Raw genomic sequence first — 17,412 nt, 5'->3', positions numbered from 1 at the left:
GACTCAGCGACCGCGAACCGCTTGTTCCAGCTCGGCGAAGCTGGGGCGGTGCGCCGGGTAGAGCACCTTGCGCCCGAATTCCACCGCCAGCGACGGCGGCATGCCGGAAGCGGAAGCCACCAGCGAGGCCTTGATGGCCTCGTAGACGTTCAGTTCTTCCTTGGCATCGTGGGCCAGGGAGTGGGCCAGCGGGCCGAAGAAACCATAGGCGGCCAGAATACCGAAGAAGGTACCGACCAGCGCCGCACCGACGTGCAAGCCGATGGACTGCTGGTCGCCATCCCCCAGGGACGCCATGGTCACCACGATACCCAAGACCGCCGCGACGATACCGAAGCCGGGCATGGCGTCGGCGATGCCGTTCACGGCGTGGGAGGGGTGATCCAGGTCTTCCTTGAGGCTGTACAGTTCCATGTCGAACAGACCTTCCAGCTCATGGGGTGCCATGTTGCCGGACGACATGATGCGCAGGTAATCACAGACGTACGCCGTCATGCGCTCATCTTTCAGGACCGCCGGGTACTTGGCGAAGATCGGGCTCGCGGCGGCATCTTCGATGTCGCCTTCGATGGCCATCATGCCTTCGCGGCGGCTCTTGTTCAGGATCTCGTAGATCAGCCCCAGCACCTCGAGATAGAAGGTGTGGGTGAAGCGCGAGCTGAACATGCTCAAGGATTTCTTGAACACGCGCATCGTCATGTGACCGGGGTTGGCCTGCAGGAATGCACCCAGGGCCGCTCCACCGATAATCATCACCTCGAAAGGCTGGATCAGGGCGGCAATTTTACCGTGGGAGAGCACGTATCCGCCGAGCACGCTCGCGAATACGACGATGATGCCGATTATTTTAGCCATAGGGTGGGGAGCACTTACTGAGTCGGGTTCAAGGTCATATTCGGAAGCTGAAAAATCTCTTCTTCTCCTTATCGGCAAAACTGCGCCAGACTATAGCCCGTTCAGGCGAAAAGCCAATTTGGCCCGCTCCGGGCATACGCTCCATGCATATGCTCCGTGCATAGGTAAATGCAGACGATGATCGCGTCCAGACATGGCTAACGAAACAAAGGTTCCAGCGCCGTCGCCGAGCTCACTCGAAGGCTGGGTCAAGCTGCTCGATGGCGTGCGCCTGCCCGTTCCGCAAGCCAGCCATGATCGGGTTTGCAGGGCCATCCGCGACAACCGCAGTTCGCTGCGCGATATCGCCGAAATGATACAGGACAGCCCTGTACTGGCCTTGAGCGTGATTCGCGAAACCAACCGGCATGCCCATGGCCACCTGACCACGCCTGCTGAAAACCTTGAAGTAGCGCTCAATCGCCTCGGGGTCAAGCGCACTGAAGCACTGCTCGAGCGACTGCCCGCCGAGCCGCTGTCACAGATCCCCGTCGCCCTGCGTCAGCTGCAGTTGATCAGCCAGCACGCGACCCAACAGGCCAACGGGTTTTTCGCCAGTCGCCTGGCGCGGCTGTGGCAGGACATTCATTGGGGCAGCCTGCTGTTTCTCTCGCCGTTTTGGCCGCTGGCGTTGACCCATCCGCAGTTGCTTGAAGCGTGGGAGCAACGGGTCATCCATAAAGGCGAATCGGCGCACGACGTCGAGAAGCAGCTGTTCGGCGTACGCCTGCTGCAAATAGGCCAGGCCCTGGCGGACCTCTGGCACCTGCCGATCTGGGTGCAGCAAGGTTATCGGCTGCTGCTCAACCATCAACGGGAACTGGTCAAGGTCCTGCGCATCGCTCGCGACAGTGAGCACCCCTTGCGCCAGCAAAACCGCCTCGATGACGATCCGACCTTGCGCCGCTGGCTCAATCAACCGGCCAACACCGTGTTGCTGGCCAATGGCCTGGCGTTGTCGGCGCAACAGGCCTGGGACAGTCCGCACGCTGAGCGCTGGCACTACTTGACCGGCCTTTACCTGCAAATGCCGATGGGCGAGGTGCAGCAGCAGTCGCACCGACAGGCCGTCACCAGTGCCCGTCATCACGCCAGGCCAGGCGTGTGGCACCCGGCCGTTTCGCTGATCTGGCCATGGGGCATCAAGCGCATTCACGCGGGCTTACCGCCAGTCCCGGCGCCGACCGCCGAAGATCTGGCGAAATGGCACAGGCAATGCGCCGAATTGCTGATGCAGCCCAGTCGCTTCGCCAATGCCATGCACTTGACCACCTCTGCTCGCGACGCCCTGGTCGCGTGCGGCATGCAACGGGTGATGCTGCTGATGGCCGACCGCACTCACGTCAATTTGCGGGTGCACCAGGCCTTTGGGCTGCCAAAGGCAGCCGCCGGCCTGCATTTTCCTGTCAGCCAAAGCACCGTGCTGCAACGCCTGCTCTCGCAACAGGCGCAACTGCGCCTGGGCCCGGCCAACCATGCGCAACTCTCGGCCCTTCTGCCCGCCGACCTGCGCTCGCAGTTCGCGGGTGAACACCTGTTACTGCGCTCCCTGGTCAACAACGGCCGGGTGATCATGATTGTGGTGGCGGACCAGGGTGGCGGGCCGTTCTCGGAGATGACCGTGCAAGCCTTCGGCAAAACCGCGCAGTGCATCGAAAAAGCCCTGCACAGCTTTAGCCACCGCGGCCAATGAAGGCTGCGCTACAATCCACCCCTTTGTGCTCTGGAGACCTCACATGTCTGACTTCTCTGGCTTGACCCTGGTGATCGAGCCGAGCGACCTGCTCCCTCGTCTCGAATCCCGCGAACTGATCCTGGTGGACCTGACCAGCAGCGCCCGTTATGCCGAAGGGCATATTCCCGGCGCCCGCTTTGTCGATCCCAAGCGTACGCAACTGGGTCAGGCGCCTGCGCCAGGCCTGCTGCCGACTCAAGGGGCGCTTGAAGCATTGTTTGGCGAACTGGGACACAACCCCGATGCGGTCTACGTCGTCTATGACGACGAAGGCGGCGGCTGGGCCGGACGCTTTATCTGGCTGCTGGACGTTATCGGCCATAGCCGGTACCACTATGTCGACGGCGGCCTCAAAGCCTGGCTGGCGGAAGGTTCGCCCATGTCGATCCAGGTCCCGGCCGCAGTCGGCGGCCCGGTCCCCCTGACCCTGCACGACGAACCCATCGCTACCCGCGAGTACCTGCAAAGCCGTCTCGGCGCGGCCGACCTGGCGATCTGGGACGCCCGCGGACCGCTGGAGTACTCCGGCGAAAAAGTCCTGGCGGCCAAGGCAGGGCACATCCCCGGCGCGGTCAATTTCGAATGGACCGCAGGCATGGATCCGGCGCGTCACCTGCGCATTCGCACGGACATGCCGCAGATCCTGGAGCAACTCGGGATCAGCAAAGACAAAGAAGTGATCACCCACTGCCAGACTCACCATCGCTCTGGCTTCACCTATCTTGTAGCCAAATCCCTCGGTTATCCGCGGGTCAAAGGTTACGCCGGCTCATGGGGCGAATGGGGCAACCATCCCGACACCCCGGTAGAGATATAAGGTTTTTAAGGACCGTCAATGAATAAGCGTTTGTTTATCCTCAGCCAATACCTGCTGCCCCACCATTTGCTGTCGCGACTGGCCGGCTGCATTGCCGAATGCCGCGTGCGCTGGTTCAAGAACGCCTTTACGGCGTGGTTCGCCAAGCGCTATCAGGTGGACATGTCCCAGGCACTGGTCGAAGACCTCACCGCTTACGAGCACTTCAATGCGTTCTTCACGCGCGCCTTGAAAGAGGGTGCCCGTCCGCTGGACCAGACGCCGGGCGCGATCCTCAGCCCCGCCGACGGCGCCGTCAGCCAGCTTGGCCCGATCGAACACGGCCGCGTTTTCCAGGCCAAGGGCCACAGCTTCAGCGTCCTGGAGTTGCTCGGCGGTGACGCGGCCAATGCCGCGCCATTCATGGGCGGCGATTTCGCCACCATTTACCTGTCGCCGAAGGACTATCACCGTGTGCACATGCCTTTGGCGGGCACACTGCGCGAGATGGTCTACATTCCGGGGCGGATTTTCTCTGTCAACCAGACCACCGCCGAAAACGTGCCGGAGCTGTTCGCCCGCAACGAGCGTGTGGCGTGCATTTTCGACACTGAGCGCGGGCCAATGGCCGTGGTGCTGGTGGGCGCCATGATCGTGGCATCGATCGAAACTGTCTGGGCCGGGCTGGTCACGCCACCGAAGCGCGAGCTGAAAACCTTCCGCTACGACGAAGCCGCCCGTGCGCCGATCCATCTGGAGAAAGGTGCAGAACTGGGTCGCTTCAAACTGGGTTCGACAGCCGTGGTGCTATTCGGGCCGGACCAGGTGAAATGGGCCGAAGAACTGGCGGCCGGTTCGCCGGTGCAGATGGGCCAGGGCATGGGCCTGCCAACAGCCTGATGCCTGATCCGAACCCCGCGAACGTCTTCGCGGGGCCGGACATGTCGGTGGTGCCGCTACTCTATCTGGCCACGAAAGCCGATCGGCCCTTCATTGGCGTAGGTGTTGGTGCCACTGAGGTTTTTCCCTCCGTCATTGGAGGTCACGCTCAACGCGACAACGTTCTGATTATCCCGGCCTCCGATGACCCATTTGCCACCCGGATGCCATGGGGCATCGTTACCACCCCACTGATTTTCAACGTTGTACTGGTTCTGGCCCGTGCGTTGAGCCTTGAAGCCAATGGGACCTTCACCGGCATAAGTCATGGTGCCGGTGAAGCTCTTGCCGCCATCGCCCGATTTGATTTCGATCGCGACGACATTCTGGTTGTCCCGCGCGCCCAGTACCCAGTCTCCACCTGGATGCCAGGGTGCCGAACTACCGCCCCATTGATTTGCCACTACGTATCTAGACATGAACCTCATCTCCTTGAAGTTACGAAGAGACCTGCCCTGCGTCTGCAGCAGGCCGTACGACTGTGCGTATCCAGTCGCACGACTGTCAGATTAGTAGCACACCCGGACGTCACCAGACTGACAGACAGACGGTAATCCCCCCACCTGCCAATATTCCCCTGCAGGCTATTGCTGGTACAGTCACGCCATTCACTGCCCATTGTCCCGGTTGGAGTTTGTCCACGGCATGAATGAAACCAGTTCCCACCTCTTGCTACGCGCGCCGATCCCCAAGCAGTTGCGCCTGACGTTCTGTGAGGCCACCCCGCGCGACCTCAAGCGCTGGATTGCCAATCTGCCTAAAGCCAACATCGGCGAAACCGCTCGCCAGCTCTATCAAGGCTTGAGTGAACTCAATCAACTCCTGACGCCCAGCGATAACCGCCTGCAAATGCTCGAGCTGCTAAGGCCCGAGGTGTATTACGTCTGCAAGCACCTGGAGCGGCATTTCCTGCATCAGTCGATTGTCCTCGACGAACGTTCGCGCAAGATCGCCAACCTCTGCCAGGCGCTGCAAAACCACTTGGCGACTGGCTATAAACAGATTGTCGTGCGCATCACCCCACGTTTCAGCAAGGACCGTGCGCCGCTGCTGACCCAGGCATTGCAACGTGCGATCCATTGCCTGAACGGGCCGTTGATCCGCGCCACCGAACTTTATTGTCCGGTACCGGAAGGGCTGTGGCTGGAGTTGCATCAGCTGTACCGGATCGCCTGTGTGCATCAGTTGCAGCACCTGAGCCTGCGCGACGAGCTGGCCAGCCAGACGCAAACGCTAAGCATCGAACAGACCTACGTCGTCGCGTTGCTGCTGGGTGCCTCCCGTTGCAACCAACTGCGGCAGAACCAGATTGCCCGGGTCGCCGAAGTGCTGGAGCCCTGGAGTAAATGGATCAAGCTGCAACCCGGCAAACGGTCCGATGGACTGTTTGCCGTCGCATCGGACAGCGACACCGGGCCTCGTTATAGCGCCCGGTTTCGCCCGGAGCAGCAGCAAAGCGTCCTCGGGATCGATCCGCTGCCGCTGGTCGCAGCCATTGAAGCGCATTTGCAAAAAACCGACAGTTCGACACCCCTGCCGGTGCCTGCAGGGCTGAGCCTCGATACGTTGCAACACCTGCATGCCGCCTGGGGCCAGACGGCCGAGCGCGGGTTCCAGCGCACCGTCGGCCAAGGCACCCTGACCTTGTGCATCGGCATGAGCGCGCTGCACTTCTATCTGGGCGGGCAACGTTCTTTCAGCGACATCCTGAAACACTCGGGCTCACGACAGGCGCAATTCTCGGCAATATCCCCTGCAGATCGAGTCAAAGACCTGTGGAGCCCTGTGGCCTCCCATGGCAACGTGGGCGATCTGTTGCCCTATGAGGAAATCCAATACCCACAACTGCAGAGCGACGACAGCCATGGGGCATCCGACCGCAATCAACACTTTGCGACTTATGTCCTGGCGGTGATCAATCACAGTCCTGGCGGTTATTGCCTGGCCTGGCCAGGCGCAGTGCCCGCCGAGCTCCAGGCGGGCGAAATGGTTGGCCTCGAGGATTCTGCAGGTCAGGGCTGGAGCATCGCAGTGGTACGCTGGATCCGTCAGGTGCGTGGCGGCGGGACGCAAATGGGCATCGAGCAGGTCGCGCCTTACGCCGAACCTTGCGGGCTGCAACTGCTGCGTGACCATGACGATCACAGCCAATACCTGCGCGGCTTGTTATTGCCGGCCATCAGTGCGATAGACCTGCCGCCGACGTTGCTCGCTCCGCGCCTGCCCTTTCAGGAAGGGCACAAGGTGGTGATCAATACCCACGGCGAGGAGCGCCGGGCCGGGCTGGATCGGCGGTTGGCGAGCACCCACAGTTTCAATCAGTTTGCCTATCGCTTGGTGGAGACAGCTGCAAATGTCGAGGCCATAGGGAGCGGTGCGGTTCGTATCGAGCAGGAATTCGATTCGTTGTGGAAGACGCTTTGAGGGACAGTCTGTAAGACCGCGACGCGCCCTTCGCGGGCAAGCCTCGCTCCTACAGGTTTTGCGCAATCCCTGTAGGAGCGAGGCTTGCCCGCGAAAGGGCCCGCTCAGACAATTGAAGAATCAGAGCTGCCCGTCACGATCCCGAAAGCCCAGCAGATACAGCACACCATCCAGCCCCAAGGTGGAAATCGCCTGCTTCGCCGACTGCTTCACCAGCGGCTTGGCGCGGAACGCCACGCCCAGCCCGGCAATTGCCAGCATCGGCAAATCATTGGCGCCGTCGCCGACTGCGATGGTCTGCTCCAGACGCAAACCTTCCTTGTGCGCCAGCTCCTTCAGCAGATCCGCCTTGCGCTGTGCATCGACGATAGGTTCAATCGCCACGCCGGTGACTTTGCCATCGACCACTTCCAGTTCGTTGGCAAACACGTAGTCGATGCCCAGCTTGGCTTGCAACTGCTTGGCAAAATACGTGAAGCCACCCGACAGGATCGCCGTCTTGTAGCCCAGACGCTTGAGTTCGGCGAACAGTGTTTCCGCGCCTTCGGTCAGGCGCAAAGAGGCGCCGATCGAGTCCAGCACGCTAACGTCCAGGCCTTGCAGCAAGGCCAGGCGTTCTTTGAAACTGGCGCGAAAATCCAGCTCGCCGGCCATTGCCCGCTCGGTGATGGCGGACACCTGGTCACCCACACCGGCGGCCTTGGCCAGTTCGTCGATGACTTCGGCTTCGATCAGCGTCGAGTCCATGTCGAACACCGCCAGGCGACGGTTGCGGCGGAACAGCGAATCTTCCTGGAAGGCGATGTCGACGTTCAGCTCCTGGGCGACGCTCAAGAATTCCGCCCGCAACGCTTGCGGATCAGCCGCCTCGCCACGTACGGAAAACTCGATGCAGCCCTTGCCCTTATCGGCCGGGGTATCCAGCGGCATACGCCCGGACAGTCGGTCGATGTGGTCGATGTTCAGGCCGTACTTGGCCGTGATCGAACTGACTCGCTGCAATTGCTCGGCAGTCACTTTGCGGGTCAATAGCGTCACGATGTGACGTTTCTTGCCCTGATTGCCCACCCATTGCTGGTAATCTTCTTCGGACACCGGCGTGAAACGCACCTGTTGATCGAGCTTGTAAGCCGTGAACAGGATGTCCTTGAGCACCGACTTGCCTTGCTCGGTGTCAGGAATTTCAACCAGGATGCCGAACGACAGGGTGTCGTGGATCACCGCCTGACCAATGTCGAGAATGTTCACACCACCCTGGGCCAGAACGCCGGTAATGGCCGCAGTCAGACCCGGACGGTCGACTCCCGTGATGTTTATCAGGACGATTTCGCGCAAGGCGCACCCCCGCAGGTGGAAAAAAACCGCATTCTACCCACATTCAGTGACCATCGGGCACCGTGAGCGCTTTGACGGCCTAGGGCCTATCGCTATACTGCGCGTCAACTTCACGGACAAAGAGCCGAGCTCAAGTGAACCGGCCCACGCCAGTAAAAACCGATAACTTCTTTCTGCTGATCTTCCGTGCACTGCGCCACCGCCGTGTACCGATTGCATTGCGCATCGCCAGCCATAACGTGATCCTGGTCGCTCTGGCCCTGGTGATCTACGCCTGCGTGATGGGTTTGCAGTTCAAGCAGGCCATGCATGAGCAGGCGGATGCCCTGGGCGAAAGCCTGACCACTCAGACCGCCACGTCGGCTACGGAGCTGTTGGTGTCCAACGACATCCTCAGTCTTAACGTGCTGCTCAACAACCTGACCAAAAACAAGCTGGTGGCCCATGCCGCCATCTACAGCGTGGATAACCGCATCCTCGCCGAAGCCGGTCAGCGTCCCAAGCACAGCCTGCTGGGCGAAGCCGAGGGCATGTACCAGAGCAAGATCACGTTTCAGGACGTGACCGCCGGGCAACTGCGCATCAGCCTGGACATGGATCAATTCCAGCAGCCGATGACCATCAGCCTGCAAAGCATGGGCATTCTCAGTGCCATTCTGCTGGCCTTGTCGTTGGCCCTGAGCCTGCGCCTGGGGCGCAACCTTTCCACGCCGCTGATGCAATTGCGTGTATGGCTGCGCAATATCGACGAATACACGCCGGGCACCGGGCGTCAGGATGAAATCGGCGACCTCGCTCGCCAGTTGCACGCGGACTTCGCACCGGAACCGGCTGAACCGGAACCTGCACCGGAGCCCGAGTTCGACGATGCCGATGCCGATGACGACGAAGAGAACGATCCGGCCTTTGAAGTGCGCAACCTGCGCGATCCCGCCTTTGACGAAAGTCGCCCGGTAGCCGCCTTGAAGCCTGCGCCGCGGCGCAGTGTCAGCACCGTCGAGGATGACGATGACGAAGACCCGTTCGCCGACCTGCGAGATGTCTCTGTGGACAGTGCGCCGAAAGCGCTGGTAAAACCAAAGCTATCGAACGTGCCGCAACACAGTGCCGTGCTCGCCGTGCAACTGGGCGCACAGGAGCAGCTGCGCCGCCTGCCCCGAGCACGCCTGGAAGAACTGCTCAAACGCTATCGCGATTGCCTCGATCAGGCCGCGTCGCTCTACCAGAGTGAACTGCATACCCTGAACGACGGCAGCACGCTGATGCTGTTCCACAGCGAAGACAGCGGTGACGACTACCTGACCAACGCCATCTGCTGCGGTGAGTTGCTGCGGGCCTTGGGCCATCAGTTGCAGATCGAGGTCGCGGACAGCGGCATCACCCTGCAATTGCAGTTGGGCCTGACCCTGGGCGACGAATTGTTCGGCCTGAGCCAGATTGATCTGCTGCTGACCGAAACGGCCCAGGACGCCCTGGCCCTGTCGCAACACAGCCGCAACCTGTTGCTGGTGGAGCGCAAGATCAGTGACGACGCGCTGATCCGTCAGCGTGCACGGATCCGGCCGATCGCCAGCCCTGAGGGCGCTTGCTGTGTAGAGCGGCTGATGGAGCCTTATCCGTCGATGCTCGAGCGACAATTGGCGCGGATGCATGAGCGCCGGGCTTAAGCGACAGCCCTGATGTGAAGGAGCCCGCAGATGATCACTCGTCTGCGGGCTTTTTTGTTGCCTGTCCCGGCCTCTTCGCTGGCAAGCCAGCTCCTACAGGTACCGTGTCGTACCCACATCGCGTGAACAACACGACCCCTGTAGGAGCTGGCTTGCCAGCGAAGAGGCCATCAGCAGCACCGAAGATCTCACCCCGCAGAAACAACAAAGCCCGCATCCATGGCGGGCTTTGCATTGAATCATTCCAACCCTAGAACCTGAACACTTCCATATCGGTCCGGATCGGCGAAGCCATCGGGATCTTCGGCTGCTTGTCCTGCTCCGCCGCAGGGGCCGCAGCCTTGGCTGCAGGCTTGCGTGGCGCTTCGGCAATCGGCGGCTGGTTGGCCAGCGGCTTGAGCGCCACCGACAATTGTTCCGCCAGACGCTGCAGCAACACACCCTGAGCCTGAACCTGCGACGCCGTACCGCCGGCATGCTGTTCCTGCAGATGAATGATGCGGTTATCGCGAACCTGGCCACGACGGTCGATCAGACGCCATTGCGCATCGAGGATCGCTGGTTGCGACTCGCCCGAGTCCAGCCGGGTGATGGTCAGCAGCACTTGGACATCCGGCGTGAAACCCACCGTCGCCGGCGCCAGCACCACGCGCTGGCTGTCCAGATGCCCTGCTACCTGGCGCAGCAACAGCTGATCGATATCGGACGAAAGGCTACCCGCCCATCGACCATCAGTGGCAGCCTGAAGGCTCCCGTCGGGCTGACGCTGCAGCAAGGTTTCGCGTTGCAGATAATCGGCAACGGTCACCGGACCCAGCAATACGGCCATGCCCGCGCTTTGCGCAGGCTGAGCCGGACTTCCGCTGTCCAGCTGATACAGCGACACCGGTTGGTGAACGCTGCAGCCCGCCAGGCCAAGGACCCCGGCGAGCATCAAAAAAAACGGAAGGCGCAGAGCAGTCATCGTCCCATCCAGGTGGTTGCCACAAGGCTAACCACAGTGAAAATACTCAAAAAATATGAAGAACGCTCAGCCACGCCGGCGCTTGAAAGGCCATATCATCCGTGAATATGCGTTCCGACTCCAGCGCCAATGCGTCGATCTACGCGTTAAATCGTAGATCGAGCGCTCTAGGACGCTTAATTGAGGTTTTCGACGAGCAGCGCATCCACCCTCTGAAAGCCACGAGGCAATTTGTTACCACGACGTCCACGCTCACCTTTGTAGTGTTCGAGGTCGTCCGCTTTCAGCGACAAGGTACGTTTTCCGGCTTGCAGCACCAAAGTGGCACCCTCCGGCAGAACGGCGATGTCCGTGACATATTCTTCGCGACTGGCAACACGCTCACCGGAAATACCGATGATCTTATTGCCTTTACCTTTACCTAATTGTGGCAGATCGCTGATCTTGAAGATCAGCAGGCGACCTTCGGTGGTCACCGAAGCCAGCCAGTTATGTTCACGATCGGCCACCGGGCGCGGCAGGATCACCTTGGCGTTGTTCGGTAGGCTCAACAGGGCCTTGCCCGCCTTGTTCTTGGCTTGCAGGTCTTCACCCTTGACCACGAAACCGTACCCGGCGTCGGAGGCGATGACGTACAGCGCATCGTCTTCGGGCATCAACACGCATTCAAACGTCGCCCCGGGCGGTGGCGTCAGACGGCCGGTCAACGGCTCGCCCTGGCCACGGGCCGATGGCAAGGTATGCGCGGCCACCGAATAACTGCGGCCGGTGGAGTCGATAAACACCGCAAACTGGTTGGAGCGCCCGGGCGCCAAGGCCTTGAAGCCATCCCCGGCCTTGTAGGAAAGCCCGGTAGCATCGATTTCGTGGCCCTTGGCGGAGCGCACCCAGCCTTTTTCCGACAGGACGACGGTCACTTTCTCGTTCGGCAGCAGATCGTGCTCGGTCAAGGCCTTGGCCTCGGCGCGCTCGACGATTGGCGAACGACGGTCGTCGCCGTAGGTTTCGGCGTCCTTGATCAGCTCGGTGCGTACCAGCTTTTTCAGCTTGGCTTCGCTGCCCAGCAGGGCTTGCAGCTTGGCCTGCTCCTTGAGCAGTTCATCCTGCTCGGCACGCAGCTTCATTTCTTCGAGTCGCGCCAATTGACGCAAGCGGGTATCGAGAATGTAGTCGGCCTGGATTTCACTCAGGGCAAAACGCTCGATCAGTGCCGCTTTCGGGTGTTCCTCGGTACGGATGATGTGAATCACTTCATCCAGGTTGAGGTAGGCGATCAACAAGCCGTCCAACAGGTGCAGACGACGTTCGACCTTGTCCAGGCGGAATTGCAGGCGGCGACGCACGGTTTGAACCCGGAACTGCAGCCACTCGACCAGCAACGCGCGCAGGTTCTTCAGCTGCGGCTTGCCGTCCAGGCCGATGATGTTGATGTTGACCCGGTAGCTCGACTCCAGCTCGGTGCTGGCGAACAGGTGTTGCATCAGGGCATCGTGGTCAAAGTTTTTGCGTGCGCCGGGAATGATCACGATCCGGCACGGGTTTTCGTGGTCGGATTCGTCGCGCAGGTCAGCGATCTGCGGCGCCTTGGACGGCTTGGCCTGCATCATGGCCGCGATCTGTTCCAGCACCTTGGCACCGGAGACCTGATGCGGCAGCGCGGTGACTATGATGTCGCCGTCTTCGATGTGGTACACGGCACGCATGCGTACCGAGCCCTTGCCGGTTTCGTACATTTTCAGCAAATCGGCCCGCGGCGTGATGATTTCCGCTTCGGTCGGGTAATCCGGGCCCTGGATGTGTTCGCAGAGCTGTTCGACCGTAGCTTTTGGCTCATCGAGCAAACGCACGCAGGCGGTGGCGACTTCGCGCAGGTTGTGCGGCGGCACGTCGGTGGCCATGCCCACGGCGATGCCGGTGGTGCCATTGAGCAGGATATTCGGCAAACGCGCCGGCAACACCAGCGGCTCGTCGAGGGTACCGTCGAAGTTCGGCCCCCAGTCCGCCGTGCCTTGGCCCAGCTCGCTGAGCAGCACTTCGGAATAACGCGACAGCCGCGCTTCGGTGTACCGCATGGCGGCGAAGGATTTGGGATCATCCGGCGCACCCCAGTTACCCTGGCCGTCGACCAGCGTGTAGCGGTAGCTGAACGGCTGGGCCATCAGGACCATGGCTTCGTAGCAGGCCGAGTCGCCGTGGGGGTGGAATTTACCGAGCACGTCACCAACGGTACGCGCCGATTTCTTGTGCTTGGAATCGGCGTCCAGCCCCAACTCGCTCATCGCGTAGATGATGCGCCGCTGTACCGGTTTCAGGCCGTCGCCGATATGCGGCAGGGCACGGTCCATGATCACGTACATGGAGTAGTTGAGGTAGGCATTTTCGGTGAAGTCAGCCAGTGACCGGCGTTCTACACCGTCCAGGCTGAGATCAAGGGAGTCGCTCATGCGGGCCTCATCGGTTCGTTGTCTGGCGCAGCAGCATGGTGCCACCGCGCTGGGTAAATTCAAGTTTGTTCAGTGCGCTCATGCCGAGCAGCACTTGATTGCCTTCCAGGCCTGGCACGACGAGGGCGCGCACATCGCGCAGCACAATGTCGCCCAGCTGCAGGCGGTCGATGCGGGTCCGGTAGCCCTCGGCACGACCGCTGGCCGTACTCAAGGTCACCGGGAAGCCCTTCTCCAGCTTCAGCCGTTCGGCCATGCCGCCCGGGATTGCCACATCGGTCGCCCCGGTATCGAGCATCAAGTCCACCGGCTGACCGTTGATCTGGCCGCTGGCGACAAAATGTCCCTGATTGTTGCTGGCAAGCTTCACTTCGATAAAACCTTCGCCCTGTTCCGAGCTGACCACGACGTTGGGATTGTGCTGGCGCTGCTCCCACTGCCCGAAAAACCGCGTGGCCAGAAACAGCGCGGCGCACCAGGCCAGCACCATCAACACCCGGCCGATGCGCTTGCCCGGCGGTTGCTGACTCATGACCTGGCACTCCAGCCGCCCTCAGGCGCAGCAAAGCGCATGACGATCGGACGGACCTCGCCATCGGCGCGTATACCGTTGTTGTTGTCGATGCCGATCCAGGCACCGTCGGCGTCTACGATCAACGCTTCTTCCAGGCCAAAGGCTTGTGGATAACGCCGGTTTTCCTGCAACGCCTCGGCGGCATACGACCAGCAGCGCTCGACCTTGGCCGTCTGCGCGTCGCGGCGGCAGATCTCGAAGACATTGCGTTCAAGGGTGAACAGCTTGCCGTCGAACAATGACAGGTCGGCAAAGTCCCGTGGCACCGCCCTCGCGCCGGGGAATTGTGCTGGCTGCATTTCCATCCCGGCCTCGCTCAGCAGCACACAGCCGCCATCGCAGTCCCAGAGGGTTTGCTGGCGCTTGATCAACAGTAACCCGCGGCTTTCGCGCTCGGCGGCCAGCCACAATTGGTCACCTTCGGGACTGATCGCCAGGCCTTCGAACAGCGCATTGAATTTCAGCAACAGGCCGCTGGCCTGCGCTTCGCGAATGAGGATAGGCGAGATTTTCAACCAGGACGCGGGTCCCGTTGACGGCACTTGCAGCACCGCCCCATGAGATTCGCTGACAATGTAGCGATTACCGGCGTTGTCGCAGGTGATGCCTTCGAAATCCAGATCGCCGCCACGGGCCATCGAGGCCACCCAGGTCCGCGAACGCAGCCCCCAGGGCAAGCCGCTGTCCGGCACCGCCGGTACATCGATACGCACGGCTTCGGCTTGCCAGACAGGGTCACGGGTATCGAGCCGGTAAATCTGCTCGTCATCCCGGTCGGATACGCTCCACAAGTCCTTGCCGCACTGGGCCAGCCCGGACAGGTTGCCGCCGCGCATGCCATCGACGGCATGTGCGGACACCAGGCGCAACTCCGGCGCCGACTGCGCAGCCACCGTCATCGAGGTCAGCAGCAACGCACACACCAAGGCAAAGCCTCGGCGCATCAGCCCAGAACCTCGGCCAGGTTGCCTTTGGATTCCAGCCAGGATTTACGGTCGCCGGCGCGTTTCTTCGCCAGCAACATGTCCATCATTTCCGAGGTCGCTTCGAAATCGTCCAGCGTCAGCTGCACCAGACGCCGAGTGTTCGGGTCCATGGTGGTTTCGCGCAGCTGTGGCGGGTTCATTTCACCCAGCCCCTTGAATCGGGTGACCTGGGGCTTGCCGCGTTTCTTTTCTGCCACAAGGCGATCGAGAATGCCATCGCGCTCGGCTTCGTCCAGGGCGTAGTAGATCTCTTTGCCCAGGTCGATGCGATACAGCGGCGGCATCGCGACGTAGACGTGACCGGCATCCACCAACGGACGGAAATGCTGGACGAACAACGCGCAGAGCAAGGTGGCGATGTGCAAACCGTCGGAGTCGGCGTCGGCGAGGATGCAAATTTTGCCGTAACGCAGTTGGGCGATGTCCACGGAGCCTGGATCCACACCGATGGCCACCGCGATGTTGTGCACTTCCTGGCTGGCCAGCACTTCACTGCCGTCGACTTCCCAGGTGTTCAGAATCTTGCCGCGCAACGGCAAGATCGCCTGAAATTCTTTGTCACGCGCTTGTTTGGCGGAACCGCCGGCGGAATCACCCTCCACCAGAAACAGCTCGGAACGCATCGGGTCCTGCCCGGCGCAGTCGGCGAGTTTGCCCGGCAGTGCCGGCCCCGCCGTAATGCGCTTGCGCTCGACTTTTTTGCTGGCCTTGAGACGACGGCCGGCATTGTTGATCGCCAGTTCTGCCAGGAGCATGCCGGTTTCAGGGTGGGCATTGAGCCACAGGCTGAAGGCGTCCTTGACCACGCCGGAAACGAACGCCGCCGCTTCACGGGACGACAGGCGCTCCTTGGTCTGGCCGGAGAATTGTGGCTCCTGCATCTTCATCGACAGGACGAAGGCGATACGTTCCCAGACGTCTTCCGGCGCCAGCTTCACGCCCCGCGGCAGCAGGCTGCGAAATTCACAGAACTCGCGCATGGCGTCGAGCAAGCCCTGGCGCAGCCCGTTGACGTGTGTACCGCCCTGCGCCGTCGGGATCAGGTTGACGTAGCTTTCCTGGACGCTGTCGCCGCCTTCCGGCAACCACAGCAACGCCCAGTCGACAGCTTCTTTGTTACCGGCCAGGCTGCCGCAGAACGGCTCGTCCGGCAGGCGTTCGAATTCGCTGACCGCGTCCACCAGGTAGGAGCGCAGACCGTCTTCGTAATGCCATTCGACTTTCTCGCCGGAGGCCTTGTCTTCAAAACTGACCAGCAGCCCCGGGCACAGGACGGCCTTGGCCTTGAGCACGTGCTTGAGACGGCTGATGGAGAATTTCGGCGAATCGAAGTACTTCGGGTCCGGCGCGAAGAAAACGCTGGTGCCGGTATTGCGTTTGCCGACGGTGCCGATCACTTCCAGTTCGGTTTTCTTGTAGCCGTCGCCGAACGTCATCTGGTATTCGTTGCCGTCACGCTTCACGCGCACCCGGACTTCGGTCGACAAGGCGTTGACCACCGAAATACCCACCCCGTGCAGACCGCCGGAGAACTGGTAGTTCTTGTTGGAAAACTTGCCCCCGGCATGGAGCTTGGTGAGGATCAGCTCGACACCCGATACGCCTTCTTCAGCGTGAATGTCCACCGGCATGCCACGGCCATCGTCGCTGACTTCCAGGGAGTGATCGGCGTGCAGGATGACCTGCACCGAGGTCGCATGCCCGGCCAAGGCTTCGTCGACGCTGTTGTCGATGACTTCCTGGGCGAGGTGGTTCGGCCGACTGGTGTCGGTGTACATGCCGGGGCGTTTGCGCACCGGGTCGAGGCCCGAGAGGACTTCGATGGCGTCTGCGTTATAGGAGCTAGCGCTGGGAGTGGCCATGGGGTCTCGTCGTCAGTGTGTCAGTGAAAAAAAGGCAAGAAATCACAATGCTGTGAAATCAATCGCCTGATACAAATCTGCGCCGATGCCGGCAAAGCTCAGCATGGCCGGAAGTTGCTCGGCAAAACCCTGGAAACCATGGTCGCCGCCCGCCTGAATGCGCAAGGCACAGGCCCGGTAATACTGCTGGGCGAGGCGGTAGTCCAGCGTTTCGTCGCCGGTTTGCAACCAGACCTGAAACCGCTGCGGATCCTGGGGCGCCGGCACTTCCAGCTCGGCCAGGGCCGTCACGTGGTCGTGGGTCAATTCCCAGGCTTCATCGGTATACAGGTTTTTCTGCGCCCCCAGATACCCGTCGAACATCCGGTGCGGACTGACGGCAGGGTTGATCAACAGCGCCTTGAGGCCATGGCGTTCGGCCAAGTGAGTCGCATAGTAGCCGCCGAGGGAGCTGCCGACCAGCAATGGCCGCCCGAGCTCCTCGATCGCCTGCTCCAGCTGACCGATGGCTTCACGGGGATGGTGATGCAAGTACGGGACGCGCAACTGATCGCTCAAGCCCAGTTGGTCCATCACCTGGATCAACCGAGTGGCCTTGTTCGACGCCGGCGCGCTGTTGAAACCGTGGATATAAAGGATCGAACCGGACATTTGAGCTCCCTGTGCGTCGGGTAAAGAGGCGCAGTTTACAGGGTGTCGGGGGGTGTTGGGTGCCATCACCCATGGAAATTCACACGGCCCGTGTAGGAGCTGGCTTGCCAGCGAAGACGGTCGATCAGCCAACATCATCGT

General features: G+C 61.2%; 14 protein-coding genes. 5 read left to right on the top strand and 9 right to left on the bottom strand.

What is annotated here, in order from left to right:
* Positions 1-3: 3 nt before the first annotated feature.
* Positions 4-855 (bottom strand): flagellar motor stator protein MotA, encoded by an 852-nt coding sequence (motA, locus tag F8N96_RS05895; RefSeq protein WP_150797025.1) that lies wholly within the window; start codon positions 853-855, stop codon positions 4-6.
* 193 nt (positions 856-1,048) lie between these two features.
* Here motA and F8N96_RS05890 point away from each other — a divergent pair, with 193 nt between their 5' ends.
* The 3 genes from F8N96_RS05890 to asd are packed head-to-tail and all read left to right on the top strand — an operon-like array spanning position 1,049 to position 4,325.
* Positions 1,049-2,587: an HDOD domain-containing protein gene (locus tag F8N96_RS05890; RefSeq protein ID WP_150797024.1), complete on the top strand. Its 1,539-nt coding sequence runs from the start codon at positions 1,049-1,051 to the stop codon at positions 2,585-2,587.
* Positions 2,588-2,630: 43 nt separating this feature from the next.
* Positions 2,631-3,446 carry a thiosulfate sulfurtransferase gene (gene rhdA / locus F8N96_RS05885; RefSeq protein WP_150797023.1) on the top strand — a complete coding sequence of 272 codons (816 nt, stop codon included), beginning with the start codon at positions 2,631-2,633 and terminating at the stop codon, positions 3,444-3,446.
* Between the two features lie 18 nt (positions 3,447-3,464).
* The gene (asd, locus tag F8N96_RS05880; protein ID WP_064675599.1) at positions 3,465-4,325 is read left to right on the top strand and encodes an archaetidylserine decarboxylase; all 861 of its coding nucleotides are present in this window, start codon (positions 3,465-3,467) and stop codon (positions 4,323-4,325) included.
* A 56-nt stretch (positions 4,326-4,381) separates the two neighbouring features.
* Here the strand turns inward: asd and F8N96_RS05875 are convergent, their stop codons facing one another.
* Positions 4,382-4,783 carry a lectin OAA gene (locus F8N96_RS05875; RefSeq protein WP_150797022.1) on the bottom strand — a complete coding sequence of 134 codons (402 nt, stop codon included), beginning with the start codon at positions 4,781-4,783 and terminating at the stop codon, positions 4,382-4,384.
* Positions 4,784-5,009: 226 nt separating this feature from the next.
* Here F8N96_RS05875 and F8N96_RS05870 point away from each other — a divergent pair, with 226 nt between their 5' ends.
* Positions 5,010-6,788 (top strand): molecular chaperone, encoded by a 1,779-nt coding sequence (locus F8N96_RS05870; RefSeq protein ID WP_150797021.1) that lies wholly within the window; start codon positions 5,010-5,012, stop codon positions 6,786-6,788.
* A gap of 120 nt (positions 6,789-6,908) precedes the next feature.
* On the opposite strand, the gene serB is transcribed toward F8N96_RS05870, so the two are convergent.
* Positions 6,909-8,123 carry a phosphoserine phosphatase SerB gene (serB, locus tag F8N96_RS05865; RefSeq protein WP_150797020.1) on the bottom strand — a complete coding sequence of 405 codons (1,215 nt, stop codon included), beginning with the start codon at positions 8,121-8,123 and terminating at the stop codon, positions 6,909-6,911.
* A gap of 134 nt (positions 8,124-8,257) precedes the next feature.
* Between serB and F8N96_RS05860 the strand changes: the two genes are divergently transcribed.
* A complete protein-coding gene (locus F8N96_RS05860) occupies positions 8,258-9,790 on the top strand; it encodes an AhpA/YtjB family protein (RefSeq protein ID WP_150797019.1) in 1,533 nt (510 codons plus the stop codon).
* A gap of 250 nt (positions 9,791-10,040) precedes the next feature.
* On the opposite strand, the gene F8N96_RS05855 is transcribed toward F8N96_RS05860, so the two are convergent.
* The 6 genes from F8N96_RS05855 to F8N96_RS05830 all read right to left on the bottom strand — a co-directional run bounded on the left by F8N96_RS05855 (position 10,041) and on the right by F8N96_RS05830 (position 17,271).
* Positions 10,041-10,754 (bottom strand): membrane integrity-associated transporter subunit PqiC, encoded by a 714-nt coding sequence (locus F8N96_RS05855; protein WP_150797018.1) that lies wholly within the window; start codon positions 10,752-10,754, stop codon positions 10,041-10,043.
* A 176-nt stretch (positions 10,755-10,930) separates the two neighbouring features.
* Positions 10,931-13,198, bottom strand: a complete 2,268-nt coding sequence (gene parC, locus F8N96_RS05850) for a DNA topoisomerase IV subunit A (RefSeq protein ID WP_150797017.1) — start codon at positions 13,196-13,198, stop codon at positions 10,931-10,933.
* 7 nt (positions 13,199-13,205) lie between these two features.
* On the bottom strand, positions 13,206-13,730 hold the full coding sequence (locus F8N96_RS05845; RefSeq protein WP_150797016.1) for a TIGR02281 family clan AA aspartic protease: 525 nt from the start codon (positions 13,728-13,730) through the stop codon (positions 13,206-13,208).
* Complete coding sequence (locus tag F8N96_RS05840) at positions 13,727-14,716, bottom strand: esterase-like activity of phytase family protein (protein WP_150797015.1); 990 nt, start codon at positions 14,714-14,716, stop codon at positions 13,727-13,729. The genes F8N96_RS05845 and F8N96_RS05840 overlap by 4 nt, the downstream gene beginning before the upstream one ends.
* Positions 14,716-16,620: a DNA topoisomerase IV subunit B gene (gene parE, locus F8N96_RS05835; RefSeq protein WP_150797014.1), complete on the bottom strand. Its 1,905-nt coding sequence runs from the start codon at positions 16,618-16,620 to the stop codon at positions 14,716-14,718. Before parE ends, F8N96_RS05840 begins: the two co-directional genes overlap by 1 nt.
* Positions 16,621-16,662: 42 nt before the next feature.
* Positions 16,663-17,271, bottom strand: coding sequence for a YqiA/YcfP family alpha/beta fold hydrolase (locus F8N96_RS05830; protein WP_150763495.1), 609 nt, complete (start codon positions 17,269-17,271; stop codon positions 16,663-16,665).
* Positions 17,272-17,412: the final 141 nt, after the last annotated feature.

It is taken from the genome of Pseudomonas fluorescens, assembly GCF_902497855.1.
GTDB lineage: Bacteria > Pseudomonadota > Gammaproteobacteria > Pseudomonadales > Pseudomonadaceae > Aquipseudomonas > Aquipseudomonas fluorescens_BI.
This window is presented reverse-complemented; position numbering and strand designations above follow the sequence as displayed.